The organism is Stenotrophomonas humi, assembly GCF_001431415.1.
Classification (GTDB): domain Bacteria; phylum Pseudomonadota; class Gammaproteobacteria; order Xanthomonadales; family Xanthomonadaceae; genus Stenotrophomonas; species Stenotrophomonas humi.
Genome location: NZ_LDJI01000009.1, coordinates 185,209 through 209,862, shown reverse-complemented (window position 1 = coordinate 209,862; position 24,654 = coordinate 185,209). Strand labels below are relative to the sequence as shown.

Sequence of the window (24,654 nt, the reverse complement as noted above, 5' to 3'; positions counted from 1 at the left end):
CTCCCGCTGGCGGGAGAGGGGCTAAATCAGGAGCCAAAAGCCAAAGGAGCCAAAAGCCAAAGGAGCCAAAAGCCTCACTCGCCTTCGTACAACTCCAGCGGCAGATCATCCGGATCAGCAAAGAAGGTGAAACGCCGACCGGTGAACTCATCCACACGGATCGGCTCGCACGCTACGCCCTCGCGCTGTAGATGGGCGACAACGTCATCCAATGCGTCCACGCGGAACGCCAGATGGCGCAAGCCACACGCTTCCGGCCGGCTTGGACGCGCGGGTGGATTGGGAAAGGAGAACAACTCCAGCTGACTGCCATCGGGCAGGCGCAGGTCCAGCTTCCACGAGCCGCGCTCGGCGCGGAAGTTCTCCGCGATCACTTCCAGCCCCAGGATGCGCGTATAGAAGTCACGCGAACGTGCATAGTCCGCGCTGATCACGGCGACATGATGGATGCCGGCCAGCAGTTTCATCGCGCTGCATCCAGCCAGCGGCGGGCGATGTCGATCGCCAGTGAATAGGGTTCTGGTTCATTGCGGTTGGTCAGTACGATCACCGTCAGCTTCTGCTTGGGATACCGCACGATCACGTTGCGGAAGCCAATGCTCTCGCCGCTGTGCCACAGCGCATCTCCATTGATGCGCCAGCCAAAGCCGTAATGCGGCACATCCGGCTCGTTGGTTCTGGTCGCCGGGCTGAAGGCCAGTTGCAGTGAACTGCGGCGCAGCAGGCGTTCGTCGTACAGCGCGGCGTCCCACTTGGCCAGGTCGTCGATTGAGGAATAGATGCCGCCGTCGCCAAGCACCGCGCTGGTGGTGCTCTGGTCGGTGCGCTGCCAACGCCCGTCGATTTCGCTGTAGCCGTAGGCGCGGTTGGGTACGTCGTCGACGCCGTCCTGGTGCGCGTAGCTATGGGTCATGCCCAGCGGTAGAAAAATGCGCTGGCGCAGGAATGTGGCGAAATCGCTGCCCGATGCCTTACCCACCACCAATGCGAGCAGCGCGTAGCCGCTGTTGCTGTAGCGGTAGCTGCTGCCGGGGGCGAAATAGGTGCGGTTCTCTTTTTCCAGCAGCCGCAGTACGTCGATGTCGTGTACCTGGCGGGTGTCGGCCGGATCCATCAGGTCTTCGTAATCGAGCAGGCCGCTGGTGTGGCTGAGCAACTGCCGCAGGGTCATGCCGTCGGCCACGGTGGGCAGGCTGGGCAGCCATTTCTTCAGTGGATCGTCGATGGACAACGTGCCGTCCTCGGCCAACAGCAGAACGGCTGCGGCGGTGAACTGCTTGCTCACCGAGGCCAGGCGGAAATTGCTGGCCGGCGTGACCGCGGTGCGGTCTTCGACCACGGCCAATCCGTAGCTGCGCCGGAACGCGGGTTGGCCGTCCTTGAGCACCAGCACCGATGCACCGGGGACCTGGCCGTCATAACGCTGCATCAAGGCATCGATGCCGGGGTCCGGCGGTGCCACGACGGGGGCCGCCATGGCGGTGGAGAACGCGAACAGGCACAGCGGGGCGAGTCGGTACATCCACCGGTACATGGCAACTCCTGGGTTGGTTGTCAGGCTTTCTTGCTGGCAATCCAGCGGTCGATCTTGGCTTCCAGAATATCCAGCGGCATCGAGCCGTCCTTCAATATCTCATGATGGAATTCGCGCACATCGAAGCGCTCGCCCAGCGCGGCCTTGGCCTTGTCGCGCAGCAGCTTGATCTTGATCTCGCCGACGCGCAGCGCCAGCGTCTGCCCGGGCAGCGCCATGAAACGCTCCACTTCGGAGGCGGCATCCGTGGCCGAGATGTCGGCATTGTCGACCATGTAATCGATGGTCTGCTGGCGATTCCAGCCGCTGGCATTCAAACCGGTGTCGGCGACCAGTCGCACGGTGCGCAGCAAGGTGGTCTGCAGATAGCCCAGGTGGTCGTAGGGATCGTTGTAGAGATCAAGCTCTTCACCCAGCGATTCGGCATACAGACCCCAGCCCTCGACGAAGGCGACATCGCCACCGAGGCGACGGAAGCGCGGCAGGCCTGCCAGTTCCTGCTGTGCGCCCAGCTGGAAGTGATGGCCGGGAATGCCCTCGTGCAGATACTGCAGGGTGACCGACCAGCGCTTGCGCGAGGGCAGGTCGCTGGTGTTCACGTACAAGACTCCGGGTTGCTGGCCGTCGCCACTGCCGGGCTGGTAGCTGGCGGCGCTGGCGGTGAGCGCGCGCTCCGGTTCCACCGGTTTGATTTCCAGTGCGGCCTTGGGGCGCTGGTTGAACATGCGCGGCAGGGCCGCTTCCACGCGCTGACCGGTTTCGCGGTAACGCGCAAGCAGCGCATTGGCGTCCTTGAAGACGAACTGGCGATCGCTGCGCATCGCGTTGAAATTCTTCTGCATCGAGCCGCGGATCCGGGCGTCTTTCATCACCGTGGTGATGCGTGCCTGCAGATCCTTTACTTCCTGCTCACCGAGCGCGTGGATTTCCGCCGGCGTGCGCACCGGCGTGGTACTGCTGGCTACGTTGTAGGCGTACCAGGCCTGACCATTGGGCAGTGCGCTCATGCCATCGGTGCGGCGTGTGGCCGGCATGTACTCGGTAGCGATGAAGCCGCGAAGCGAGCGGTAGGCCGGCATGATCCGGTACTCGATCATGCGTTTGTATTCGGCGGTCAGCCGCGCCTTGTCTGCGGCGGAGAAGTCTTCAGGCAGGTTGCGGATGGGGCCCCAGAACAGGCTTTCCTCGGCGGTCGGTTTGATCACCGCATCCAGCTGCGGCAGCACCTTTTCCATCAGCGTGCGCGGTTGCACCACGCCCGCGGCCATGCCTTCGCGCATGTTGGCGATGGCCTGCTCGAACAGGCCCGGGATGCCCAGTGAACGCCGCGACCAGTTTTCGTAGTCCTTGACCGTGCGGAACGGCTGCGCACCGGCACCGGAGCCGAGCACGGCGATGATGCTGGACAGGTTGTAGTACTGGTTGATCGGCATCATCCAGGTCGGGTATTGCTCACCGGCCAATGACACATGCGCATCGCGCAGGAAGATTTCGTAGCTGAGCAGGTCCTGGCCCTGCAGGCCATCGGGGCCTACTTTCTCCACCTTGCCCAGCCACTCGACCATGAAGTCATGGGATTGCTGGCGTGAGGCCGATGACAGGAAATTGGGAAGCTGGTCGTTGAAACGAGTGTCGCCCTGGAATGTGGCCTGCAACGGGTTCAACCGCATCGAGGCATCCCAGTACTCGTCGTAGATGCGGTTCAGCTGGCTGGCCTTGTCCTGGCGGACTGGCAGCGGTGCCGGTGCCGCGCGGCGGGGGGCCGGTCGCGGCGCGGTGCGCGGCCTGGGTTTGGCGGCGCGGCTCTGCGACGCAGTCGGGCGCTGGCTCTTTTTCTTGGCGGCCTCGGCAGGTGCCGTGGCGGAGAGCGTCATGATTGAAGCGATTGCGAGCGCAAGAATGCGAAGCGGGCTGGAAGGCATCGGTTGTTCCGAAAACACACTGGCCCGGGAGCTTGCCCGATATCGACGGCTACGGCTATACGGCGTGAGTGAGTGAATGGGAGTGGGGCGCGGGAGTGCATGAGGGCATTGCTCCCGTGTTCACCTGCAGCAAGCCGATGCTGCAGCCCTCACTCACGTCGCGCTCCTGTTCACCCGGCCCAGGCGTTCTATCGGTCTGCGGTGCGGGTGAATGGCACCGTTTCAGGAGCGACCGCGCCACCGGAGATGATGAAGCTCATCGCCTGGTCCACCGTCCAGTCGGTGGGGGTGAGCAACTCCACCGGTACGATTTCCAAGTAACCGGAGGTGGGGTTGGGCGTGGTTGGCACGTAGACGGCGGCCAACTCGCGGCCGGTGCCGGTTTCACGGATGACGCGGGTGACCAGGCCGACCGACTTCATGTCACGGTGCGGGAAGTCGATCAGGACCACGCGCTGGGTGCTGCCGGGCTGGGTCTGCAGGATGTCCAGCAGCTTCTTGGCGCTGTCATAGATGATGCTGGCCAACGGGATACGGCGGATCACCGCACCAAACCAGCGCAGCAGCCGTTGGCCGATCACGCGGCGGCTGAGAATGCCCACCACCAGGATCACCAGCACGGTGGCCAGCAGGCCGGTAAGGTCCTGCATCCACTCCACCTTGATCCAACCCAGGTAGTGCGGGAACGAGGCAGCGATACGCTCGGACAGCGGGATCACCAGCGGACTGCTGATGCCCGATAGCAGCACGAACACGAATTTGACGACCACCCAGGTCAGCCAGATCGGCAGCAGCGTAAGCAGGCCGGTCAGGAAAAGACGTTGCAGGGAGGGGCGGGGGGAGGGGGACACGGCATCGGCGGACATGCGCTGATTGTAGCGGTACGACAGGGGCCGATAAGCTCGGCCTGGTTCAGGGACGGATGCAGGGGGAGAACGCTGTGTTGAACGTGGTGCGTTGGAGTCTGTGGGGCGTGGCGTTGGGGCTGCTGGTGGTGGTCGGGGTATGGACGCTGTCGCGGCTGATGCCGATGCCGGCGGCCCAACGGGAGGCCTTGGCGCTGTTGCGGCCAGCGGCGGTAGCGCCGCCGCCGGGCGGCAATGCGTTCGATGGCATCTGGCTGCTCGGCTTCGACGATGTGCCCGATGCCGAGCGCGCGGCGATCATTGCCGAGGACGTTCAACGTCTGGCTGATCTGCCGGGTGATGCGCCGTTCACACCGTCAGCCACGGCCAGCGTCGCGCAGCTCCGTTACCGCGAGGTGGCCGATGCGACCTTGCCTTGCCGCTGGCGGCAGGCCGATTGTCTGGCGCTGGTGCGCGCCAACCCTGCCGCAGTGGAGGCGGCGCTTGTCGGGCAGCGCGGATTGCTGACGCGGATCAACGCACTGTCTGGCGACAGCCACTACCGCAGTCGCTTTGTTGCCGACGGACGGCTGCCCATTCCCAGCTTCAACTTGCTGCAACGTTCGCTGTCTGCGCATGCGCTTGCCCATGTGCAGGGGCGCAGCGACGAGGCGTTGGCCGGCATCTGCAGTGATGTGCGCACTGCAAAAGTGCTGATGTCGCATGGCGACGGTCTGGTGCCGGCCAACATTGGTGCCGCGATGGTCGGCGGCAACGTTCGATTGCTGGCGTCGGTGCTGGCCGAGCTGCCGGTGGCGCATCCATTGCCGGCAACGTGCGAAGGCGTGTTCGTTGCGCCGGCGCCGCAGGCGCTGAGCCTGTGTCCCGCGATGCAGGGGGAATTCGCGATGGTCAGCGGCAGCCTTGAGATCACCCCCGTCGGGTTTGGCTGGCTGGCCCTGGACAAGCAGAAAACCGAAGGCCTGCTTGCGCTGTCGATGGCCGGTGCTTGCAGCCAGCGCACCGTCGATGCGTTGGCCGCTGATATCCCGGTGCATTGGTCGCATGCATCAAGCAGCACATGGCGGCTGGAATGTGCGGCCAATGCGGTGGGCTGCATCGTGGCGGGCATCTCCGGGCCGGCATACGACAACTACGGTTCATCCCTGCAGGATGCTGGCGCGCGGCTGCGTCTGGCTGAAGCGTTGCTGTGGTTGCGGGCGAACCCGCACGTCGATGCAGCCGCTGCGTTGGCACAGGTGCCGGCACGTCTGCGCGAGGGAGCGCGGCCGCTGCTGTTGGGCAATGATGGCGCCAGCCTGCAGGTTGCCTCCTACTACGGCAAGGACAACGGTGCTGCGTTCTCGGTGCCTCTGCCAGGCACCGCTGTCAGGCAATGATCGGTCGGCTGGATCAATCCTGTTTGCGAGCGTCAGGCTTGAGTCGCACGTAGACCTGTTTGCGGACCCGGGCGACGACCTCGCCCTTGGCGTCGACGACATCGTTCTCGAACCAGTGCAGGTACTTGTCACCACCAGCCGTGGCGAGCTTGATCTCGTCCAGGATGGCGTCGTCGAGCTTGAATTCGGTCCAGACCACGCCGCGGCCGGGCTTGAGGAATTCAATGGCACCGGCGCGGTCCCACACGAAGTAGCGGCTGCCCATGTTCTGCAGCAGGCACAACATCCAGAACGGGTCGGTCATCGCAAACAGGCTGCCACCGAAGTGGGTGCGCACATAGTTCACGTTCCACGGCCGCTGCCGCAGTTCGACCCGAACGTAGCGGTAGTCGGTGCTGATATCGGTGACATGGATGCCGGCGAAAAGGAAGGGCGGCCACAGATTGATACCGAAACGGAACAGGCTGGCTTTCATCGCAGGACGGAGGAGACTGGGGGTGGCCAGTCTAGCATTCGCATGCGTATGGTTTGGCGGATGTCAGCGCGGTGATGGATCGGCGTCGTAGGTGTCCCGGCCGGCTTCCTTGGCACGGTACAGCGCGGCGTCGGCGGCCTCGAACAGGCTTGCCGGGGTGTCCTGCGCGGCCGGCACCACCGTATACACGCCGATGGTCAGGCTGACCTGCGCCAGTCGACCCTTGTCGACGGTGATGCCCTGCTGGCGCGTGCGTGCAAGCAGGCTTTCGATCAGTTGCACCGCACCGGCCTGGGGTGTGTCGGGCAGGATCACCGCGAACTCATCGCCGCCAAAACGTGCGGCAAGGTCGCGCGGACGGCGGGCGAGGTCGTCGATGGTGTTGGCGACCTGGCGCAGAACACGGTCGCCCACATAGTGACCGTAGGTGTCGTTGTAGGACTTGAAATGGTCCACGTCGACCAGCAGCAGGCTCAGCGGACGACCGCTGCGGCGTGCGGCATCGGTCTCCAGCTGCAGCGTTTCCTCAAAGCGCATGCGGTTGGCCAGGCCGGTCAGCGGGTCGCGGTTGGCCTGACGGCGCCAGTAACGGATGCGCCACAGGCCCCAAGCCAGCAGCAGGACGATGATGCTGACCACGGCTGCCACTGGTGCGAACCACAGGTTGAAGCCGCGTAGCAGGATGAAACTGAGCAGCAATGGTGCCGGTATTGCAACCGCGCCCACCAGCCAGGGTGGCAATGAGCTGGTGGTGGCCATGGCGCACAGCATCACCAGCAGGGCCACGAAGAAGATCTGCGCCAGCGGCATCAGCGGCAGGATGGCGTGGTGTGCGAGCAGCATGGAGGCGACATTGGCTTGGTACTCGCTGCCGCTCATCCAGCGCTCGTGCGAGGTAGGCGTGAGCAGGCGCGGGGCCACGCCGCTGGCGGTCATGCCGACGATCACCCGTCGCCCATGCAGCAGGCCCGGTGCGATGCGGCCCTCCAGCACATCGCTGTAGGACACCTGCGGGAACGTGCCCGGCGGCCCGGCGTAGCGCAGGCGGACATAGTTGTCGCGGTGCCACTGGTAAGGGGTGAGGGTTGAGTCCTGCGGGCTGGGCAGCCCGGGCACCGGATCAATCCGACCGGCCAGGGCCATGCCCAACGCGGGCCAGTAGGCCGAGCCGATACCGGCCTTGAGGTACAGGCCACGTGCGATACCGTCGCCTTCGATCTCGATGTCGGTATGCGCCAGCTGTGCCGCCGCGGCGGAAATCACCGGCACCGGCATCAGTTCTTCAGGCACCGCCTCGTCGCTGGGAGCTACCGCCAGTACCGGCAGCAGCACGTTGCCGCTGCGCTTGATCGCGTCGGCCAGCAAGGCGTCCTGGTCGCGGTCCTTGCGGTCGGGTTCGATGAACAACAGGTCCAGCGCGACATGCTCGGCACCTGCCTGCTGCAGGCGGTCAAGCAGGCGTGCATGGGTGCCGCGAGGCCAAGGCCATTGCCCGAGCTGCTGCAGGCTGTGGTCATCAATGGCCACGATCAACAGGCTGGGGTCGGCTTCGTAGTTCCAGTTGCCGACGAGTTGGTCGTAGGCACTTTCATCCTGCTGCCAGAACACCTTGGTGTGGCTGATCCAGCCAGCCAATGCACCCACTGCGGCGGCCAGCAGCAGGTGTTGATGCCAGCGCAGCCTCAGCACTCTCATAGGGCGAGCAGCAGCAACAGGGCGCCGGCGCCGGTGCCGTAGCAGAGCTTGCATGGCAGCTGGATCTGCTGCACCGGCGAGAACGGGCCGGCATAGCCATCGTCATCCAGGGTCTGCACCCGCACGTACAGGTTGCCGCCACGCCAGGGTTGTTTCAGTGAGACCTCCGGGACTTCCACTTCGCGGTCGAGCAGCGGCCGGGAGAAATCCTTGCGGCGGTCGATCTGCACCCGGTAGCGCTGGCTGCTTTGTCCGGCCTGCCAGCGGAGTGTGAATTGGCCCTTGCGGCTCTTGTCCGACTGCAGCTGCGGGTCTGGCGGTGCATCGCTGACCTGCAGCGGCAGCGCTTGACCGTAACGACCGCGCTGGCCCTGTGCATCCAGCGAGGCCACGCGCCAGAAGTAGTCGCCCGGCGCCAGCGCGGACGCGGCGCGGGCACGGCTGCCGTGTGCCTCCTGTTCCAGCACGGGCTGCAGGAACAACGGCTCGCGGGCGATCTGCAGCGCGGTGCCGGTTGCACCGGGCACCACTGCCCATTCGAAGCGGGGCTGCGGCTGGTGGATGGTCTGGCCGTGCAACGGCGCCAGGGTCAGCGGCGCCGGCAGGCCATCGGGGACGGTGAAGGCGTGTTCGGCGTCGAGACCTTCCACTCCCTCGGTGCTGACCGCACGCACCAGCAGTCGCAGCTGACCAGGCGGCAGGTCGTCGATCTGCAGCCTGGGCTCGGTCAGGTCACGGGCGAACAGCAACACTTCGGGGGCATCGGCCTGCACCACCTCGACGCGGTAGCCGGCAGCACCGGTTACCGGTTGCCAGGCTGCCAGCAGGGGGAGTGGCGCCAATCTCAGCTGGGATGGTTCCAGGTGCGGAGCGGGAAGCAGGGCGTGTACCGGTGCCGGTGCGGCGCTGCTCGAGGCACTGATGGCGGCGAAACCGGGTTCAACCAATCGTCGGCCAAGCCGGTTGCTCACCTGTACCCGGCCTTCCACCACCTCGGTCGAGGCAGCGGCCGTCGCACCGCCGGCGCTCACCCGGAATACGGTGCCGCGCACGCTGCTGGTCGCAGTGGGGGCGGTGATCATGTAGCGCGAGGCCGGGCCGCGCGCCGGCGTGACCCGGCTGCTGCTGCGCCCACGCTGCAGCCGGATGCGGGTGTCGACCATGCCGGTGCTGCCGTAACTGCTCAGCTGGTCCAGCTGGAGTTGTGCGTTTTCGCGCAGCAGCAGGTGTGAGTCATCGGCGAATTCCAGCGTTACGCTGGCATCGGCACCGGTCTGGATTTCACTGCCCATGGGCAGTCGCATGCCCTCGCGCACGGGCTGCGAGCCCGGCCCGATGCCGGTTACCTGCACCGGGCCGCGCACTGCCAGCACGCGTGCCGGCGCCGGCTCGACCCGCAGCCAGGCAATCGGGAAGCGCAGGGTCTGGCCGGGGGGCAGGCGGTAAGGATCGGAGACGGCGTTGTGCTGTTTCAGCTGTTGCCAGGGGACGGAGGGCTTGAGATAGCGTGCGCCCAGGTCCCAGAGGTTGTCGCCGGGACGGACGCGGTAGCTCCAGTCCTGTGCATCAGCAGAAGGGATGTTGAGCAGCAACAGGCTGACAAGCAGCATCTTCGAAAACAGGTGCAGGAACTGCGGAATCTGCAAGGTCACGGAAATCTCGTCCTCAGGTACGGGCCCCCGGAGCCCGGTTTCCAAGCCGTGCATCTCCATCCCCCCGGATACCGCAATACCGCTGCGGCGCGATCATGGTGTTGATCCAGCGCCGCATTATCAGGCAGGCGGAGTTTCGCCTGCCTGAACGTGTATCGCTTAGAACAGCAGTGAGGACATCCGGCGACGGTAACGGCCGACCAGATCTTCGTCCTCGATGACACGGAAGGCGTCGATCAGGGCCTTCTTGGGCAGGTTGTCGCGGAAGCTGCGGTCGATACGCAGCATCTCGATAAACTGCTCCAGCGCCGCCTCGTCCTCGCCGCCGAGCAGGTGATGGATGCCGAGTTGATAGCGCGCCTCCAGATCATTGCCGTCGGCCAGTATGCGTTGGGCCAGTACATCGGCGGCCGGTGCGTCCTTGAGTGCGTTGCTGAAATCCAGGCGGGCTCGTGCACGCACGGCGCGATCGTCGGTGGCCAGGTTGGCGGGCAGGGCGTCGAGCAGCGGGCCGGCTTCTTCGACCGCACCGGTCTTGAGCAGGGCCAGCGCCAGGTCGAGCTTGAGCTCGTCCTTGTCCGGCTCGGCGGTGATGGCTTCGCGCAGCGCGGCGACCTCGGCCTGCGGGTCTTGCGGCAACGCCTCAGGTTCTGCGGCGACCGCAGTGGCTTCCAACGGCAGCACACCGTGTTGGGTGAGGAATTCGCGGAGCTGGCCTTCGGGCATGGCACCGGGGAAGCCATCGACGATCTGGCCGTCCTTGATCAGGAACACCGTGGGCACCGAGCGGATCTGGAAGGCGGCAGCGACCTGCTGCTCCTTGTCCACGTCCACCTTGGCCAGCTCGAAGGCACCGTTGTACTCGCCGGCCAGCTTCTCCAGAAGCGGCCCCAGGCTCTTGCATGGCCCGCACCAGGTGGCCCAGAAGTCGACCAGCACGGGCGTCTGCATCGACTTCTGCAGAACCTCGGCCTCGAAGGTGTCGGTGGTGGCTTCGAAAACGTGGGGGAGTTCGCTCATGACGGGATTCTGGCTGACAGGAAATCTCTTTATGGCGACGATTGCGCGGGTTCTCAACCACCGGGACGCAGGGGGTTTGTCGAAGGCGGCGCACGCCTTTGCCGGTGGTGCCGTCGGTGCCGTGCCCTGGTCGTGATCGAGTGCCTCGATTGAGGCTTGGATGGCCGGGAAACCCACAAGGGAAACCATAAAAAAAAACCCACTCGACGCTCTCAGCAAGATCGAATGGGGCTCTGGTGCTTGGTGGGCAGCGCTGCGCCAAAGGCAGGCTGCCACTGAGCGGGCAATGCAGGAAAGTTCAGTGCTGCGCTGGCAGTTCCGCGACCGGTGTCGCCGCAGCTGCCGGGGCAACCGCAGGTGCCGGAGGCAGCGACAGTTCCGGGTTGATCTGCTGGGCCTGCAGCGCCTTGATCTGCTTGTCCAGGGTTTCGAGCTGGGTGTTGGTGGCGCGCAGGTCCGAGCTCAATGCCACGGCCTGCTGCTTGCGCTCCTGCAGCGCGTTGCTGACCTGCATCGACTGCTGGCGCTGCTGCTCCACTTCCTGCTGCAGACCGCGCAGGCGGCGTTCGTTCAAGGCCACCAGTTTCTCGCTGTAGGCCTTGCCGGCCTGCAGGCGAACCGTGTCCAGGTAAACCTGGGCCAGCTGCTTGGTCTGGTCGGCGAAGGTGACGTACAGCGTCTCGGCATTCTCCACCGAGTCGGTGCGGATGACCCGCCAGAACTCCTTCTCGTGGAACAGCGCCACGTAGTAGTTCATCGAGTCGGCATGGAACAACAGGCTGGCGCCGTAGTTGCCGTTGTAAGTGGTGCGCAGTTCGGTCAGCTCGCGGTTGTTCATCAACCGCTGCAGCTCGGCAACGGTGTTGCCAACGGCGGTGTCCTCGCTGTTGGCGGGGGCGGCGGGTGGCTCGGCTTCACCGCGCTGCCAACGCCCGGCCAATGCCTGAGGGGCGGCCACGAGGCCTACAACCAGCAATGCCCAAGCGAACCGGGCCGGCAATATCTCGATCCTTCTCATAGATCCTCGTAATTCCCCCGAATTGCGATGGCCGTCGCAGATGCTGATTGCGTACGGGTCGGCGCCGAGCATAGCACGCGTCCCAGCGGCGAAAAGCGCTGTGCCGCAACGATTTGGCGGGCTGTTGGCTGGCTCATTCGACCAGCTGGCTGCGGCCACATTGGATCGACTGCATGTGCACATCGCTGCGGCCCAGTTGCAGGCCCAGCACGTCGGACAGAATCACTGACAGCAGCCTGCCCACGCTGTCGAGCAGTGGCCGCAAGGTGGTGTCGATGATCGGCTTGAGCAGCAGGCACAGCACACTGGAACAACTGCCGCCGCCAGTGACCGGGTTGTAGCCGCCGGTGCCGCTCAGGCCGCCGGGTTTGGTCTGCAGGTATTTGGCCAGGGCGTTTTCCACGCAGCTGTTGTAGGCCAGCAGCCCGGCCAGCAGGCCCTTGCAGGAGGTGATGCCGAGCACGTCGAGCAGGCCGCCGATGATGCTGGGGTCGCTGACGTTGGTTTCGTAGAGGAAACCGGCCCACACGTTGCCGTCCACCTTCTTGGGGGTACAGCCGAGAAGCCAGTAGTCGCAGGTGGGAATCTGCGTGTTCCAGTTGCCCAGCGCCGGCAGGGTGGCGCTGCCGTCGCGCAATGCCGCAACCACCGCGTCGGGTTGATAGAGGCCGTTGACCTTGGTCGCTTCCAGATACTGGTGTGCAAGGTCCTTGGCTGCATCGGTGTTGCTGCCTTGCGGTGCAAACAGTGACTGCAATGTGCCCAGCAATGCACCGACCAGATCGGACACCAGCCGGCCTACCTGCAGGTCGTTGGGTTTGACGGTACCGGTCTGGCCCTCGCTGAGTACCAGCTGGTCGTGATTGGGCAATGCGGGCAATGCGATCTTGTGGGTGAGCACATTGCGGCCGAGCAGGGTGATCAGTTGCTCGTTGCCCAGCCCGGTGCTGCACAGCTCGCGGGTGGAATCCCACGGCGTGGTGGCCTTGCCGATGCAGATGTTGGCGATGGGGCTTTCCACATCGACCGTTGCGGTGGCCGGCTGCGCGCTGCAGTTGATGGCCGACAGCCGGCCAAAGCCGTCGATCACATCGATGTAGGTGGGCAGTTTGATGCGCGTGCCGAGGAAGCCCAGTACCTGGCCCAGCCCCAGCGGCAGGTACTGCGAGTCGATGTCCAGGAACAACCGCACCTGGCTGTTGTAGGCGGTGGTGCCCACCGGGCCGATGGCGATGGACGCCGGTTCAACGATGCTTGCTTTGGCCCGCAGCAGCGGTAGATCCAGTTGATGGACAGCCACTGCATGTTTGGAGTTGGCGATGGAGATGCTCGTGCCGAGCAGGTCCAGTGCATTGAGGTCCACATCCAGCGCACTGCTGGCCGCATTGCTGCCGCCTGCGATGGTTGCGAACAGGCCACTGCTGGTGGCGGTGGAGCCCAGCTTCACCAATACATCGCTCAAGCCGACGCCAAGCAGTTTCTGCTGCAGCAGCCCCAGGTTGATGTCCGCCACGCCTTGTTGGTCGGCCAGATCGGCCATGACATCCAGCAGCTTGGCGACGCTGATCTGGTTGGCGGCCAACAGGCTGTTGAGTTCACCGGCATTGATGTCCGCCGCCACCGGGATGCCGAGTGCTTCCAGCAATCCGCGTGGCGTGATCTTGACGTTGGCCAGGCCTTGGTAGCTGCCGATCTGGGTCTGGTTGAGGTCGATGCCGACCAGACGCAACAGGCCCTGCAGCGGCGCGCTGCCGTTGACGTTGAGCAACCGCGAGCCAACGCTGAAAGCGGCCTGCGGTTCGGTGCGGCGGGCTACCGCCGTGGCGCTGATGACCGGCATCGCCCCCAGTTGGCCGAGGAACGGCACGGACTGGCGCGACGCGGTGACACGCACGGCATTCAACGGGCGGGTGGCGGTGATGGCGACAAAGCGTGCATCGCGGGGCAATTCCGCGCTCCAGTAGCCGCAGTGGATGGCGAGCGTGCCGGCGAAGCCGTTGTCGCCCACCGCGTTCTTCCGCGCAGCGAGGTTGTCGGCATAGTCGGTGGTGCACAGTTCCAGGCGCTGGGCGCCGGCCAGTGCGGCCAGGTCGGCGGTCTTCTGCACGTCGCGCTTGGCCCAGTACAGATAGCCAACTTCCACCAGGCCCAGGATGACCACCAGGCCGAGCAGCAACAGCATCATCATCACCGCCATGCCACCGCGCTGGCGCGCTGCCATGCCGCGCGGAAGGAGACGTTGCTGGCCGTTGCTGGACCGCAGGGGCAGGCGTTTCATGGTGGGCCTCAGCGGCTGCTGCCGCCTTGCTTGGCGTTGGGCAGGGTGGCCTCGAAATACTCGGGGATCGGGTGATCGAAGCTGTCGAGATACCGCTGGTAGCTGCGGCTGGCGGTTTCGCCGAGCATCGGCAGCGCGTTGCCGGCACTGCTGCCATCGGCCTGCAGGCGCAGCAGCGCTCGGGTGGTGTCACCGATCTGCGCGCGATGGGGCGTGCTGGTTGGCGGCGCGGCGTAGGCGGGGGCGCCAATCGCCGCGTCTGCTGCGGTTGTCGATGGCGGGGATGTGGACGTTGCCGGCGCCTCGGCCATGCGTTCGATCAGCGGTGTGTGCTGTGCGCTGGCGGTAGCGGCGGCAAGCCAGCCGATCAGGAACACGGCAGCGATCACGGGACGCTTGCTCATTGCACGGTCTCCTGCGACGGGGCGGTTGTGGGAGTGAAACGGTCGAGCATCGAGCGCGGTGGCAACGGGCGTAGCGACGGTGTGGTTGGCCCTTGTTGTGCTGCCAGCGCGGCCGGTGCATTGCCGGCACCGCTGGTGATGGCAACGGGCCTGCGCAGGGTTGATGCCAGACGCAGGATCTCCTGACGCGTGGCCTGCGGCAGATTGGCGCGCTGGATCATGGCATCGGCCATTTCCGGCTGGCCGTTGAGCAGGGCCCACAGCGCAAGATTGGACACCGCACGCGCGTTGCCGGGTGCCAGCTCGGCGGCCTTGGCCAATGGCACGCGGGCCTGGTCGAGTTCACCCGATTGCAGCAACGCGAAACCCAGGTCGCCCAGATAGGCGACGTTGAGCGGATCAATCTGCACGGCGTTGCGCAAGGCGAGCTGCGCGCCGGAAGCATCGTTGGACGCGGCCGCGATGAGTCCCAGCCCGTGCCAGGCCTGCGCGGCCTGCGGGCCTTTGGTCAACATGCGGTATTGCTGCGCGGCTGCGCTGCGTTCACCGGTTTCGCGCAGGGCGTCGGCCTGCAGGATGCGCAGCTCAGGTATGTCGCCAAAGCGCTGGCGGAAGGCATCGATATGCGCCAGCGAGGCGAAGTAAGCGCCCTGAGCCTGCATCTGCTTGATCAGGTCCAGGTACATGCCGCGATCGTTCTGCGGTGTTTCCACCAAAGCAGGTTCGGCCGGCGGTATCTTGTAGGCGGCGCGGTTGTTGCCACAGCCGGCAATCAGCGCAGGCAGCAGCAGAAGCGACAAATACGTGGTTGTGCGCATCACATTCCCCTGACTGCGTTGACCAGCGAAATGATCGCCGGGCCGCCGAGCACCAGCATCAGTGCCGGCAGCAGCGTGACCATCATCACCACGGTCATCTTCACCGAGAGCTTCCCTACTTTTTCTTTCATCTTCATCCGCCGTTGTTCGCGCAAACGCATACCGAACTGCTTGAGGGGTTCCTGCACCGCGCCGCCGTGCTGGTGCACCTGCAGGATCATCTGCATCAGGCTGCGTAGATCGTCGTTGCCGAATGATTCGGACAGCCGCCGCAACGATTGCTCGCGGCTGCGTCCGCGCGTATAGGCGCTGTTGGCCAGTTGCAGTTCCTTGCCCAGCACCGGTACGGCGATATGCAGCTTTTCGCCCACCATCTGCAGGCTCTGGTCGATGCTGAAACCCACACCCTGCAGCAGCCGCAGCAGGTCGATCAGCAGCGGCAGTTCATCGTCCACCTTCTTGCGCAGGCGCGTCGCCCATGTGCGTAACACCAGTTTTGGCAGCAGGATGCCGAGGGCGAAACCGACCAGCAGCACGATGAGTGCTTGTCCGCCCTGTGGGCGCACCAGCAGCAGACCCAGCACCGGTAGCGCGAGTGCAAGGATGATCCGCAGCGCCAGGAACACGGCAGTGCCGGTGGTGTGGTTCCAGCCCACCTGCTCCAGCAGCAGGCGGTCTTCCGGCGCCAGCAGCGCCTTCTGCACGCGGCTACCTTCAAAGTGTTGGCCGATGGCGGACAGATCCGCCAGGCGCTGCTGCCACCAGCTGCGCGGTGCAGTGCTCTCCGGCGCAATGTGCTTGACGCTGTCCAGCGCGCTCTGCAGCGTGGCGCTGGCCTGTTGTGAGCGGCGGCCGTGGTACAGCAGGCCGGCCACAGCCAACAGCAGCGCAATCACCACCAGCATCAAGGACAGCGACAGCAGCAGATTCATGGCCTGCTCCCTGGTGCAAAGGAAGAGATGGCGGATGTGCTCATAGCGACTTGGCCAGGCGATACAACAGGAACGCGCCGACCGCCTCCATCGCGACTGCCATCAGCAGTACTTTCTTGCCCAGTGGGTCGTGGAACATGGGCTGGAAGAAGTCCGGGCTCAGCAGGGCCATCATCATGGCCGCGACCACAGGCAGCAGCCCCAGCACCCAAGCCGACATGCGGGTCTCGGAAGTGGTGGCCTGCAGCTCGCGTTGCACTTCCTCCAGGTCGCGCATGAAGTCGCTCATGCGCTGCAGGATCTGGTCGCTGCGTCCGCCAATGCGGATGCTGGTGCCGAGGATCACCGACAGCATTTCAAGGGGGCGCAAACGATAAGCCTGTGCCGCATGCTGCAGGGCGCGGTCCAGATCCATGCCGGCGCGGGTATTGCTCAGTGCCGAGTCGAGGATGGGACGCAGCGGCGGATCCACATTCTGCGTGGCGCTCTGGAACGCCATCGAAAGACTGTTGCCGATACCGGCCATGCGCACCATGTTCTCGAGGAAATCCGGCATCTGTGCCACCAACCGCTGCTGGATCTTTTCGATGCGCCGGCACAGCCAGAGCCAGACGCCAAGCAGATACAAGGCCAGTACGAAGACGCCGAAGCCCAGCGAATTCATGCGCATGCCGGCGGCTACGGCTGCGAGCAGTCCGGGGATCAGCAGCAGGACGAGGGTGCGCGGCGATTCCGGCAAGCCGGCGCGGCGCAGCAGTTCCGCCCAGCGTCGGGCCGGTTTGCGCTGCGCGGTGGGATTGTCGGCGTTGCGTTGCGCGTCGGGGTGGGACAGGCGCGTTTCTGCATGTTCGGCGGCCGCGCGCTGTTGCACGCGCGTGGCCAAGCCCCACCACAGGCCCATCGCCACGGCGATCAGCAGCAGCGCGGTACTGCCGAGCAGCAGAGGCAGCATCATGCAAGGCTGCCCAGGTTGGCTTCGCGCAGTTCCTGGCGGAACGGTTCGAGCTTGTAGCAATGCGGGTGGAAGCCCAGCCCGACCCAGCGGTCACGCTCGCGGCTGTCCTGGTCGATCCACGGTTCGTGCTTGAACAACTCCTGGCTGGTGATGATGTTGTCGCTGACGCCGGTGATCTCGGTGATGGAGGTGATGACGCGGCGGCCGCTACCAAGGCGCGATATCTGCACGATGAAGTTGATGGCACTGGCGATCTGCCGGCGCAGGCTCTCCTCGCTGCCGTTGAAGCCGGCGAAGCCGGCCAGCATTTCCAGGCGGTACAGGCAGTCGCGCGGCGAGTTGGCGTGGATGGTGGCCATGGAGCCGTCATGACCGGTGTTCATCGCCTGCAGCATTTCCAGTACTTCGGCACCACGGACTTCGCCGACCACGATGCGGTCCGGACGCATGCGCAGGCTGTTGCGGACCAGGTCGCGGATGCTGACCGCACCGGCGCCGTCGAAGCCGCCCAGACGGCTTTCCAGCCGCACCACATGCGGATGGTTGAGGGCCAGTTCGGCAGTGTCCTCGACAGTGATGACGCGCTCGTTGTGCGGTACGAAGGTGGCCAGCGCATTCAACAGTGAAGTCTTGCCGGAGCTGGTGCCGCCGGAGATCAGGACGTTGCAGCGGCCGCGTACCAGTGCGTGGAGCAGGGCATACATGGGCTTGTCGAAGGCGCCACGCGCGAGCAGTTCGTCCGGAGTGAACGGATCCTTGCGGAACTTGCGGATCGACACCATCGGGCCATCAACGGCCAGTGGCGAGATGATGGCGTTGAGACGGCCGCCGTTGGGCAGGCGGGCATCGACCATCGGGTTGGAGTCGTCCAGGCGGCGGCCGAGCGGGGCGATGATGCGGCGCAGGATACGCAGCAGGTGGCGGTCGTCGCTGAAGCGTTGCGTGGCCCTGCGCAGTTGCCCGCCACTGGAGATGTGCACGTCCTTGTAACCGTTGATGAGGATGTCCTCGATCTCCGGATCATGCAGCAGGTCATCCAGGGGGCCGAAGCCGGTCAGTTCCTTGTGCAGTGCGTTGGAGACGGCCTCCATTTCCTGCGCGTTGACCGGGATCTTCCATTCCTTGACGAACGCAGCGGTCTGGCTTTGGACGTACTTGCCGGTGGTCTCGGGTGACCATGCGTCGATATCGACCCGCTGGTCTTCGACGTGGTTGAGCAGGTACTCATGCGCCGCCGACAACACGCTCTGGAACTGCTCGGTCTGCTCGAACGGCACACTGACGATCGGTTCGACCGGTAGCGGTGGAGCCGTTTGGCGCGCGGGGAGGGGGGTGACTTTGTCTTCCATTGTCATTTGCCCAGCAGGTTGGCGAGACGAGTAAGAGGTGAGCTGGATGCGTGCGCGGTGACAGGCTTGCCGTCCAGCGCCTGCAGCAGCGGCTGCAGCGCTTTGAGATAGGGGTCGCGCGGCGCCGATTCGGTGAGCAGATGGCCAAGGCCGGCGTTCGAGCGCAGCACGCGGGCGCGGTCGGGCAGAGTGGCCAGCAGCGGCAGGCTGAAGCGCTGCGCGATCTGCATGTCGCTCAGTCCCCCGTTGGCATCGAAGCGATTGACGATGAGCTTCAGCCGCGCATCGCGTTGACCGCGTTGTTCCAGCTCGCGCATGGTCTGATCCAGTGATACCAGCGAACCGATGGCCTGGTCGGCGACCAGCCAGATGTCGGTGGCGTTTTGCAGCAGGCTGGTCGGCAGCAACTGGATGGGCAGGCCGCCGGCATCGCACAGCGTGGTCGGAAACACGCTGCGCAGGCGTTCCAGTAGCGCGCTGGGCTCATGTTTTTTCAGCAGGGTGCCGCTGGCGTTGCCCAGCAGCGACAGCCCGCTGGAATGATGTGCGAACGCGGTCGCCGCGAAGGTGCGATCCAGCCGTTCGACATTGCTCAGTGCTTCTTCGTAGCTGAAATGGCTTTCCATGCCGAGGTACAACGCCGCATCGGCCGAGGGTTGGCCAACGTCGAGCAGCAACAGCTGGCCGTGGTGCTGGTTGTGGTCGGTCACGGCCGGGTCCTGCGTGGCAAGCAGCGCGCCCAGGTGCGTTGCCAGCGTGCTGGTGCCGATACCGGCGCGCACACCCAGCAACAACACCAGGCGTCCGCGGGGTTTGGCTTCGGCAACGGGTGCGGCGGCCGGTTTGGTAGCGGCCGGCATGCTGCCGACGCGCTCGAAAACTTCCAGCATCTGCGCAGTGGTGTTGTCGATGTCGATGAAGTCGCGCACGCCCGAGCGCACCGCAGCCAGCAGGTGCGCGGCCTGCTCGGGGCCGGTGGTACCAATGCCGATCAGCGACCGGTAGGCCTGCTGCGCACTCAGCTGCCGCGCAATGTCGCTGGAGTACGCGGCGTTGCCGCCGCAGTAGTCGAGCAGGATGACCGCTGACTCCGGTGCGCTGTCCAGCATCTGCCGGGGTTGGATTTCGCGGCTGTCGACCCAGCGCAGTTCCACATGCCCGGCCAGCACGCTGCCCAGGCGCGCGATGTGCCGGTTGTCCGGCGCATACAGCACCAGCTGCAGGGTGGTCGCGCTTTGGTTCAGGGGCAAGGGCATCACCGAGGACATGAGTTGGGCTTCAGCGTGAGAAGCCGGGCAGTTGATCCGGGCTTGCGGGATGCAGCAGCCAGGAGCCCCATACCGGCAGGTTGGGTTGTGCTTCGCGTTGTCCGGGCAGCGGAATGTCAGTGCCGCGTGCCAGCGGTCTTACCAGTCGTGGCGTCACCACGATCACCAATTCCTTGTCCTCGCGTTGGTAGGAAAGGTTGCGGAAGAACGAACCGATGATCGGGAGATCGCCGAGCAACGGAATCTTGTTGACCACCGAAGAGAGCTGGCTGCTGACCAGCCCGCCAATGACGAAGCTCTCGCCATCGCCCAGCTCAACCGTGGTATCGGCACGCCGGGTGGAAATTGCAGGGATCTGTGTGCCGTCCAGATTGATGCCGCGGCTGTAATCCAGGTCGCTGGCTTCCGGTGCCACCTTCAGTGAGATGCGGTCGGAGGAAAGCACGGTCGGTGTCACGGTCAGGCCGATGCCGAAAGGCTTGAAGGTCACCGTGGTGGTACCCAGCCCCTGCGGTTCAAGGATGGGCAGTTCACCACCAGCCAGGAAGCTGGCGCTCTGGCCCGACAGCGCCACCAGCGTCGGCTCGGCCAGCACACGGGCCATACCGTTGCTTTGCAGGATGTCGATGTTGGCGTCCCACTTGCCGGGAATGGATTCGGCAATCAGCTTGAACGCCGAGGACAGCGCACCGCCGTTGCTGCTGCCGGAGGGCGCGGTCATGCCATAGGTGAAGCCGCCGTTGGTGTTGCTGAAGTTGATGCCGATCTGGCGCAGCACCTTCTTGTTGAACTCCACCACCTTCACTTCCACCTGCACCACGCCGCCGTTGTTGATGGTGGCGACGTCGTTGATCGCGCCTTTCTCACCCACGGCGGATGCAGCCGCCTTGCGGCTTGCTTCGTGCTCCAGCAGCGACGTCGAGCTGCCGGAGAGCAGCGCCTGGCCGGCCTGCACGGTTACCGTGCTGCCGCCGCCGTCGAGCAGTCCGCCCTGAATCGCGTTGCGTACTTCCACGCGGATGCGGGTCGGCGCGGCCTGTTTGTGCAGCCACAACAGCAGGGTAGTGCTGCCGGGCGATCTGCCAACCAGCAGGGCCTCGTTGTTGCGGCCAATGCGGGTGATGTCGGCGATGGACGGATCGGCGATGGCAATCCGTTCAACATCCGCCGGCAGGTTCCATGGACGCTGTTCGTTGAGCTCCAGCAGCACTATGTTGCTGGGAGCTTCAGCACGCGCCAGCGGCGCGGCGAGCATCGGCATCACGCCCGCGCCGAGCAACGCCAGCGCGGTGATGAAGGAGGTGGCTTTGAGTGGACGTTGCAGCAAGTGAAGGCCCCCGGTCATGGCGAAGACAGACGATTGGATGGCGTTGTTCCGCGGATGATCTCGATGCCCTGGCGGCTGGCCGGGCGCGGCGCGCGCGGGCGAGCCGGTGCGGGGGTGGCGGTTGCTGCTGCCGGTGACTTTTTGCCGTCTGATTCACCGGCCAGCGCGGCCAGACTGATGCCGGCATAGGCCTGGTTTTCCGGGCGTGAGGCGGCCTCGGCATCCACGGCATCCAGATCGCGACGTAACGGCAGTACCGGCGGCGGGGTGACGAAGATGGACGCATCGGCCAGTGCGGTATCGCCGGGGTTGCGCAGTGCCAGGAACAGTTTGCCGCTGTGGGCTGCCAGCAGCAGGCGGCCGGCATCTTGCACCGGCACCGCAAGGATGGCGCTGCGCGCCGGTGCGGCGTTGCCGGTGGTGCCGCCCGATGCACTGTTGTTGCTGCGCGAAGCGATGGTTTCGGCGCGGCTCCCCGGCTCCGGTTGGCTGGCCGCCGCATTGCCTTCGGCCTGTGCGGCGGCCTGTTGCGTGTCGACATCCTCAGCGCCGTAGCCAAGGACCCGCAGCCGCGAAAGCAGCAGCCGCGCCTGCGGATTGTCGCGCTGTGCGCCGGCTTCGGACGGTGCCTGCAGGCTCATGAAGACATCGACAAAGTCGCCGGGCGTGATGCGGTTGCTGACGCCGGCCAGCTCATCGACCGGAATCGCCACCGCGCGTTCGCCGGGCATGATGCCGGCGGCGATGCCCTGCAGCAGCTGCCCACGCGCGACCATGCCGCCTGCGGCGATATCGTGACTGGGAACGCGGCCGACCACATCGGCAATGGCCGGAAACCCTTCGTTGGGGGCCACCTGCAATTCGGTGGTGGACAGATCCGCGGCGGTGATCGGTTGGCCGGCCGGCAGGGCCTTGGTGGTCACCACGACCACGCGTTTGGGCAGGCCGGCGGTGGGCTCCGGCTTGATCGTGAGCTCGGGCGAGGCAGGGGTTCTGCGACCGATGCCGAAGGCCAGTACCGCCAGTAGTACGGCAAGCACCAACAGCAGGATGGCGGCGATGCGGATTGCCTTTGGCATGGTGAGACTCCTCCTCCTTGGAGACAGCAGCGGTCAGCGATTGCCCAGATCCAGTTGCACAACGGCGGTACTGCTCAGTGATTTGCCCATGCTCCAGCCCAACAGGCGTCCGGTGCCGGGCAGGAACGGATGGGCGTCATGGTCGTAGGACGCGATCACACGGATGCACTGCACGCTGCCATCAGAGCTGCAGGCAAACGGTTGCGAGACGGTGATCGGCGGCGCATTGGCCGCACTGCAGCTGGGCGTGGACCGGGAGAAATTCAGCAGCCACTGCATCGAACGCGCCGCCGCCATGCAGGCATTGGCGCGGCGTTCGGGAATGTCGCCATAGCGCAGCGCCGCACGCGCCCCTTCGCCGGCCGCCAGTGCCAGTGACTGCTGGGCGGCGAACACCATGACACCGGTGAAGGTGACCAGCAGCAGTGGCAGCACGCCGAACATCATCAGGAAGGCGAATTCGAGCGTGATCACGCCGCGTGCGTTGCGACGTTGTGGCAGCCGGCGCTTAGACATAACCACCTCGGTGCAGCACATAGCCGATCATGGCGATGCCCAGGTAGGCCGCATACGGAATGCCCGAGCGCCCCTGACGTGCGGCGCGCAGGTTCAGTTGCCAATCCTGCAGCCAGCCGTTGCCCTGCGAGGCCAGGTTGACCTTGTGCAGCGAGGCGGGCACATAGCGCACCGCCAAGGGCCACGCGACGACGAGGAACGCGTGGCCCCCGGCGGCCAAACTAGCGCAGACCCAGATGGGCAGCAGCGCCTTGGCTCCGAGCAGAAAACCGATGGTTGAAAACAGCTTGACGTCACCGGCACCCATCCAGCCGATGAGGTGGAACGGAAGTAGTACCGCCAAGCCGACGACGCCACCCAGCAGGCAATCGGCGATGGACGGTGTTGTGCCGTTGGTGAACAACTGTGCAAATACGACCATGCCCAACACCGCCAGCAGCGCACGGTTGCTCACGCGCCGTGCCGTCATGTCACTGATGGCGACATGCAGCCCCAGCAGCAGGGCGATGAGGGTGATGAAGGTCATGGCCAGGGCCGTCGGTCAGCTGGCGGCCGGGGCGTCGCTGTTGGTGACCACGCCCTGGAGCTTGGTCAGAATCGTCCTGAAAACAGCGGTCAAGCCATCGCGTGCGAAGAAGAGAATGATGCCGGCGACCACCGCTGCCAACAGCCCGTACTCAAGTGCGGTGACACCATCTTCTTCCTTGAAGAACTTCCGGATCCGAGCGTTCATAGCGTTCTCCCTGATGACCCGGTGTCGGTGATGCGCCGACCGACAGCCGGGCAAAACTGGGCATTCCTGCCCGAAGTGGTCTTTGGGATTGCTTGATACCGACCGGTGTGTCGATAGCTGTTCGGGTGGCCGCGTGTACTACGGCTTCCCCGCCGCTGCTTCCGTGTTGCCCCTGTCGGCACGCATGGCATGCCCGGGAGCATCATTGCAATGTGTGTGTGAAGACAGATGCGCGAATTCGGCAAAAAATAACTCTTTTTCATATCTGTGATGCCGGTCGCTATTTCGCGGCCTCGCTCTTACGAGGTGCTCATTGATTCTTTGTCAGTATCAGTGCCGAGCGAACAAGCTTGGCTACACGCTCACCGCTTTTTGTAGGCAGTTTCAGGATGTGCGTCGGGGATTGCGGGCTGCAGTTCCAGCCCGCAATGGATAGTCGCTTCTGAAGCGAGTTCCTCCGGGGATCGCAAAGGCGTTCACATGGATGCGGTTGCTGACGGTCGAGGTTTGCGGTCGTTCGATCTGGCTGCGCTGGGAAGCACCCTGCGTGTCTGCCATGTCGAGTTGGTGCTGCTTGATGACCAGCCCCCCACTGCTGCCATTTCTTCCTTTGTCCACGACCAGGCGCTGCTGTGCACCTTCGAAATAGGCGCGCGAGCGCGCGGTCGGTTCGTGCTGCCGCTGGACTGGTGCCTGCTGGGCTGGTTGCAGACGGTTGATGCCGAGGCCAGTTGGTGTCATGGCGTGCCGCTGACCTCAGGCAACATCATTTCGGTGATGCCGGAAGGCGTCACCGAGTTCGCGCTAGGCGCAGGCAGCCGGGTCACCTTCGTGCTGGTTCCGCTCAAGCGTTTCCAGGAACGTGCTGCCGCACAGCGTCTGGGCGGATTGGGGGAAGAGCCGTCCGCGGTGCCGCTGGTCAGTGGACGCATGCATGTTCCCCTGCAGGCCTACTACCAGGGGCTGCACGAGCGCATCGCGCAGGGCGAGGTCACCAGTGGTGAAATCGAGGCGATGCTCGACGCCCATGTGAAGGAGCTGGTCGCCAATGGCCCGGTCGAACGAATGAACTGCAATCGCAGCCGCCGCGTGCGCTACCTGATTTTCCGCCGCGCCGAAGACCTGATGTACGCCAACCTGCGCCGGCACATCTATATGCAGGAGTTGTGCGATGCGGCCGGCGTCAGCGAGCGCGCGTTGCGCTATGCGTTTGAAGAGCTTGTGGGCATTTCGCCGGTGCGCTATCTGTCGATGCTGCGGTTGTGTGAAGCCTGCCGCAGCCTTTCCAGTGCGGATGCCGGGCGCAAGTCGGTCAAATCCATCGCACTGAGCTGCGGTTTGTGGGACCTGTCGCGTTTTGCCGACAACTATCGCCGGGTATTTGGTGAGTTGCCCAGCGAGACCCTGATGCGCGGTACGTACACGCACGCCTGA

Annotated in this window: 24 protein-coding genes; 3 read left to right on the top strand and 21 right to left on the bottom strand. The window is 64.9% G+C overall.

The features are described from left to right. Positions 1-74: 74 nt before the first annotated feature. The 4 genes from gloA2 to ABB26_RS05375 all read right to left on the bottom strand — a co-directional run bounded on the left by gloA2 (position 75) and on the right by ABB26_RS05375 (position 4,322). Positions 75-467, bottom strand: a complete 393-nt coding sequence (gene gloA2 / locus ABB26_RS05390) for an SMU1112c/YaeR family gloxylase I-like metalloprotein (protein ID WP_057632645.1) — start codon at positions 465-467, stop codon at positions 75-77. Further along, positions 464-1,534, bottom strand: coding sequence for a serine hydrolase domain-containing protein (locus ABB26_RS05385; RefSeq protein WP_245626135.1), 1,071 nt, complete (start codon positions 1,532-1,534; stop codon positions 464-466). The genes gloA2 and ABB26_RS05385 overlap by 4 nt, the downstream gene beginning before the upstream one ends. A 20-nt stretch (positions 1,535-1,554) precedes the next feature. Then, positions 1,555-3,456 carry a DUF885 domain-containing protein gene (locus ABB26_RS05380; protein WP_057632643.1) on the bottom strand — a complete coding sequence of 634 codons (1,902 nt, stop codon included), beginning with the start codon at positions 3,454-3,456 and terminating at the stop codon, positions 1,555-1,557. A 188-nt stretch (positions 3,457-3,644) separates the two neighbouring features. After that, the gene (locus tag ABB26_RS05375) at positions 3,645-4,322 is read right to left on the bottom strand and encodes a DUF502 domain-containing protein (RefSeq protein WP_057632642.1); all 678 of its coding nucleotides are present in this window, start codon (positions 4,320-4,322) and stop codon (positions 3,645-3,647) included. Positions 4,323-4,399: 77 nt separating this feature from the next. Here ABB26_RS05375 and ABB26_RS05370 point away from each other — a divergent pair, with 77 nt between their 5' ends. Then, on the top strand, positions 4,400-5,701 hold the full coding sequence (locus ABB26_RS05370) for a hypothetical protein (RefSeq protein ID WP_152982560.1): 1,302 nt from the start codon (positions 4,400-4,402) through the stop codon (positions 5,699-5,701). A 13-nt stretch (positions 5,702-5,714) separates the two neighbouring features. Here ABB26_RS05370 and ABB26_RS05365 read toward each other — a convergent pair whose 3' ends face one another. The 4 genes from ABB26_RS05365 to trxA form a co-directional block, all read right to left on the bottom strand. Beyond that, complete coding sequence (locus tag ABB26_RS05365) at positions 5,715-6,176, bottom strand: DUF4442 domain-containing protein (RefSeq protein ID WP_057632640.1); 462 nt, start codon at positions 6,174-6,176, stop codon at positions 5,715-5,717. A 63-nt stretch (positions 6,177-6,239) separates the two neighbouring features. After that, positions 6,240-7,871, bottom strand: coding sequence for a CHASE2 domain-containing protein (locus ABB26_RS05360; protein WP_057632639.1), 1,632 nt, complete (start codon positions 7,869-7,871; stop codon positions 6,240-6,242). Then, entirely contained in the window at positions 7,868-9,523 is a 1,656-nt protein-coding gene (locus tag ABB26_RS05355) for a FecR family protein (RefSeq protein WP_245626134.1), read from the bottom strand. Before ABB26_RS05355 ends, ABB26_RS05360 begins: the two co-directional genes overlap by 4 nt. Before the next feature lie 159 nt (positions 9,524-9,682). Continuing rightward, entirely contained in the window at positions 9,683-10,543 is an 861-nt protein-coding gene (gene trxA, locus ABB26_RS05350) for a thioredoxin (RefSeq protein ID WP_057632638.1), read from the bottom strand. On the opposite strand from trxA, the gene ABB26_RS19140 reads away from it, so the two are divergent. After that, positions 10,542-10,679: a hypothetical protein gene (locus ABB26_RS19140; RefSeq protein WP_161809011.1), complete on the top strand. Its 138-nt coding sequence runs from the start codon at positions 10,542-10,544 to the stop codon at positions 10,677-10,679. The two genes, trxA and ABB26_RS19140, sit on opposite strands and share 2 nt — an antisense overlap. Before the next feature lie 162 nt (positions 10,680-10,841). On the opposite strand, the gene ABB26_RS05345 is transcribed toward ABB26_RS19140, so the two are convergent. The 13 genes from ABB26_RS05345 to ABB26_RS05285 form a co-directional block, all read right to left on the bottom strand. Next, the gene (locus tag ABB26_RS05345; RefSeq protein WP_057632637.1) at positions 10,842-11,561 is read right to left on the bottom strand and encodes a DUF2968 domain-containing protein; all 720 of its coding nucleotides are present in this window, start codon (positions 11,559-11,561) and stop codon (positions 10,842-10,844) included. A 133-nt stretch (positions 11,562-11,694) separates the two neighbouring features. Continuing rightward, positions 11,695-13,839, bottom strand: a complete 2,145-nt coding sequence (locus ABB26_RS05340; protein WP_057632636.1) for a TadG family pilus assembly protein — start codon at positions 13,837-13,839, stop codon at positions 11,695-11,697. 8 nt (positions 13,840-13,847) lie between these two features. Next, positions 13,848-14,243, bottom strand: coding sequence for a DUF3613 domain-containing protein (locus tag ABB26_RS05335; RefSeq protein WP_057632635.1), 396 nt, complete (start codon positions 14,241-14,243; stop codon positions 13,848-13,850). Further along, a complete protein-coding gene (locus ABB26_RS05330) occupies positions 14,240-15,061 on the bottom strand; it encodes a tetratricopeptide repeat protein (protein WP_057632634.1) in 822 nt (273 codons plus the stop codon). Before ABB26_RS05330 ends, ABB26_RS05335 begins: the two co-directional genes overlap by 4 nt. Next, complete coding sequence (locus ABB26_RS05325; protein ID WP_057632633.1) at positions 15,061-15,993, bottom strand: type II secretion system F family protein; 933 nt, start codon at positions 15,991-15,993, stop codon at positions 15,061-15,063. Before ABB26_RS05325 ends, ABB26_RS05330 begins: the two co-directional genes overlap by 1 nt. 40 nt (positions 15,994-16,033) lie before the next feature. After that, positions 16,034-16,948 carry a type II secretion system F family protein gene (locus ABB26_RS05320; protein ID WP_057632632.1) on the bottom strand — a complete coding sequence of 305 codons (915 nt, stop codon included), beginning with the start codon at positions 16,946-16,948 and terminating at the stop codon, positions 16,034-16,036. Next, positions 16,945-18,297: a TadA family conjugal transfer-associated ATPase gene (locus ABB26_RS05315; RefSeq protein WP_057632631.1), complete on the bottom strand. Its 1,353-nt coding sequence runs from the start codon at positions 18,295-18,297 to the stop codon at positions 16,945-16,947. The genes ABB26_RS05320 and ABB26_RS05315 overlap by 4 nt, the downstream gene beginning before the upstream one ends. Before the next feature lie 2 nt (positions 18,298-18,299). After that, positions 18,300-19,547, bottom strand: a complete 1,248-nt coding sequence (locus ABB26_RS05310) for a CpaE/TadZ family protein (RefSeq protein WP_152982559.1) — start codon at positions 19,545-19,547, stop codon at positions 18,300-18,302. Positions 19,548-19,575: 28 nt separating this feature from the next. Further along, the gene (locus ABB26_RS05305; protein ID WP_057632657.1) at positions 19,576-20,826 is read right to left on the bottom strand and encodes a type II and III secretion system protein family protein; all 1,251 of its coding nucleotides are present in this window, start codon (positions 20,824-20,826) and stop codon (positions 19,576-19,578) included. 80 nt (positions 20,827-20,906) lie between these two features. Beyond that, entirely contained in the window at positions 20,907-21,971 is a 1,065-nt protein-coding gene (gene cpaB, locus ABB26_RS05300; RefSeq protein ID WP_057632629.1) for a Flp pilus assembly protein CpaB, read from the bottom strand. Positions 21,972-22,004: 33 nt separating this feature from the next. Continuing rightward, the gene (locus tag ABB26_RS05295) at positions 22,005-22,487 is read right to left on the bottom strand and encodes a pilus assembly protein TadE (RefSeq protein ID WP_057632628.1); all 483 of its coding nucleotides are present in this window, start codon (positions 22,485-22,487) and stop codon (positions 22,005-22,007) included. Continuing rightward, complete coding sequence (locus tag ABB26_RS05290; protein WP_057632627.1) at positions 22,480-23,013, bottom strand: A24 family peptidase; 534 nt, start codon at positions 23,011-23,013, stop codon at positions 22,480-22,482. Before ABB26_RS05290 ends, ABB26_RS05295 begins: the two co-directional genes overlap by 8 nt. A 15-nt stretch (positions 23,014-23,028) precedes the next feature. Then, entirely contained in the window at positions 23,029-23,220 is a 192-nt protein-coding gene (locus ABB26_RS05285; RefSeq protein ID WP_057632626.1) for a Flp family type IVb pilin, read from the bottom strand. Between the two features lie 480 nt (positions 23,221-23,700). Between ABB26_RS05285 and ABB26_RS05280 the strand changes: the two genes are divergently transcribed. Continuing rightward, positions 23,701-24,654, top strand: coding sequence for a helix-turn-helix domain-containing protein (locus ABB26_RS05280; RefSeq protein WP_057632625.1), 954 nt, complete (start codon positions 23,701-23,703; stop codon positions 24,652-24,654).

What these genes read in the sequence shown, in the direction of transcription:
- trxA (WP_057632638.1), bottom strand. Translation starts at nt 10,543, where the DNA reads ATGAGCGAACTCCCCCACGTTTTCGAAGCCACCACCGACACCTTCGAG.
- ABB26_RS05385 (WP_245626135.1), bottom strand. Translation starts at nt 1,534, where the DNA reads ATGTACCGGTGGATGTACCGACTCGCCCCGCTGTGCCTGTTCGCGTTC.
- ABB26_RS05280 (WP_057632625.1), top strand. Translation starts at nt 23,701, where the DNA reads ATGGATGCGGTTGCTGACGGTCGAGGTTTGCGGTCGTTCGATCTGGCT.
- ABB26_RS19140 (WP_161809011.1), top strand. Translation starts at nt 10,542, where the DNA reads ATGACGGGATTCTGGCTGACAGGAAATCTCTTTATGGCGACGATTGCG.
- ABB26_RS05330 (WP_057632634.1), bottom strand. Translation starts at nt 15,061, where the DNA reads ATGCGCACAACCACGTATTTGTCGCTTCTGCTGCTGCCTGCGCTGATT.
- ABB26_RS05335 (WP_057632635.1), bottom strand. Translation starts at nt 14,243, where the DNA reads ATGAGCAAGCGTCCCGTGATCGCTGCCGTGTTCCTGATCGGCTGGCTT.
- ABB26_RS05285 (WP_057632626.1), bottom strand. Translation starts at nt 23,220, where the DNA reads ATGAACGCTCGGATCCGGAAGTTCTTCAAGGAAGAAGATGGTGTCACC.
- ABB26_RS05320 (WP_057632632.1), bottom strand. Translation starts at nt 16,948, where the DNA reads ATGATGCTGCCTCTGCTGCTCGGCAGTACCGCGCTGCTGCTGATCGCC.
- ABB26_RS05340 (WP_057632636.1), bottom strand. Translation starts at nt 13,839, where the DNA reads ATGAAACGCCTGCCCCTGCGGTCCAGCAACGGCCAGCAACGTCTCCTT.
- ABB26_RS05345 (WP_057632637.1), bottom strand. Translation starts at nt 11,561, where the DNA reads ATGAGAAGGATCGAGATATTGCCGGCCCGGTTCGCTTGGGCATTGCTG.
- ABB26_RS05305 (WP_057632657.1), bottom strand. Translation starts at nt 20,826, where the DNA reads ATGCCGATGCTCGCCGCGCCGCTGGCGCGTGCTGAAGCTCCCAGCAAC.
- ABB26_RS05365 (WP_057632640.1), bottom strand. Translation starts at nt 6,176, where the DNA reads ATGAAAGCCAGCCTGTTCCGTTTCGGTATCAATCTGTGGCCGCCCTTC.
- ABB26_RS05325 (WP_057632633.1), bottom strand. Translation starts at nt 15,993, where the DNA reads ATGAATCTGCTGCTGTCGCTGTCCTTGATGCTGGTGGTGATTGCGCTG.
- ABB26_RS05380 (WP_057632643.1), bottom strand. Translation starts at nt 3,456, where the DNA reads ATGCCTTCCAGCCCGCTTCGCATTCTTGCGCTCGCAATCGCTTCAATC.
- ABB26_RS05375 (WP_057632642.1), bottom strand. Translation starts at nt 4,322, where the DNA reads ATGTCCGCCGATGCCGTGTCCCCCTCCCCCCGCCCCTCCCTGCAACGT.
- ABB26_RS05360 (WP_057632639.1), bottom strand. Translation starts at nt 7,871, where the DNA reads ATGAGAGTGCTGAGGCTGCGCTGGCATCAACACCTGCTGCTGGCCGCC.
- ABB26_RS05295 (WP_057632628.1), bottom strand. Translation starts at nt 22,487, where the DNA reads ATGTCTAAGCGCCGGCTGCCACAACGTCGCAACGCACGCGGCGTGATC.
- cpaB (WP_057632629.1), bottom strand. Translation starts at nt 21,971, where the DNA reads ATGCCAAAGGCAATCCGCATCGCCGCCATCCTGCTGTTGGTGCTTGCC.
- ABB26_RS05315 (WP_057632631.1), bottom strand. Translation starts at nt 18,297, where the DNA reads ATGGAAGACAAAGTCACCCCCCTCCCCGCGCGCCAAACGGCTCCACCG.
- gloA2 (WP_057632645.1), bottom strand. Translation starts at nt 467, where the DNA reads ATGAAACTGCTGGCCGGCATCCATCATGTCGCCGTGATCAGCGCGGAC.
- ABB26_RS05290 (WP_057632627.1), bottom strand. Translation starts at nt 23,013, where the DNA reads ATGACCTTCATCACCCTCATCGCCCTGCTGCTGGGGCTGCATGTCGCC.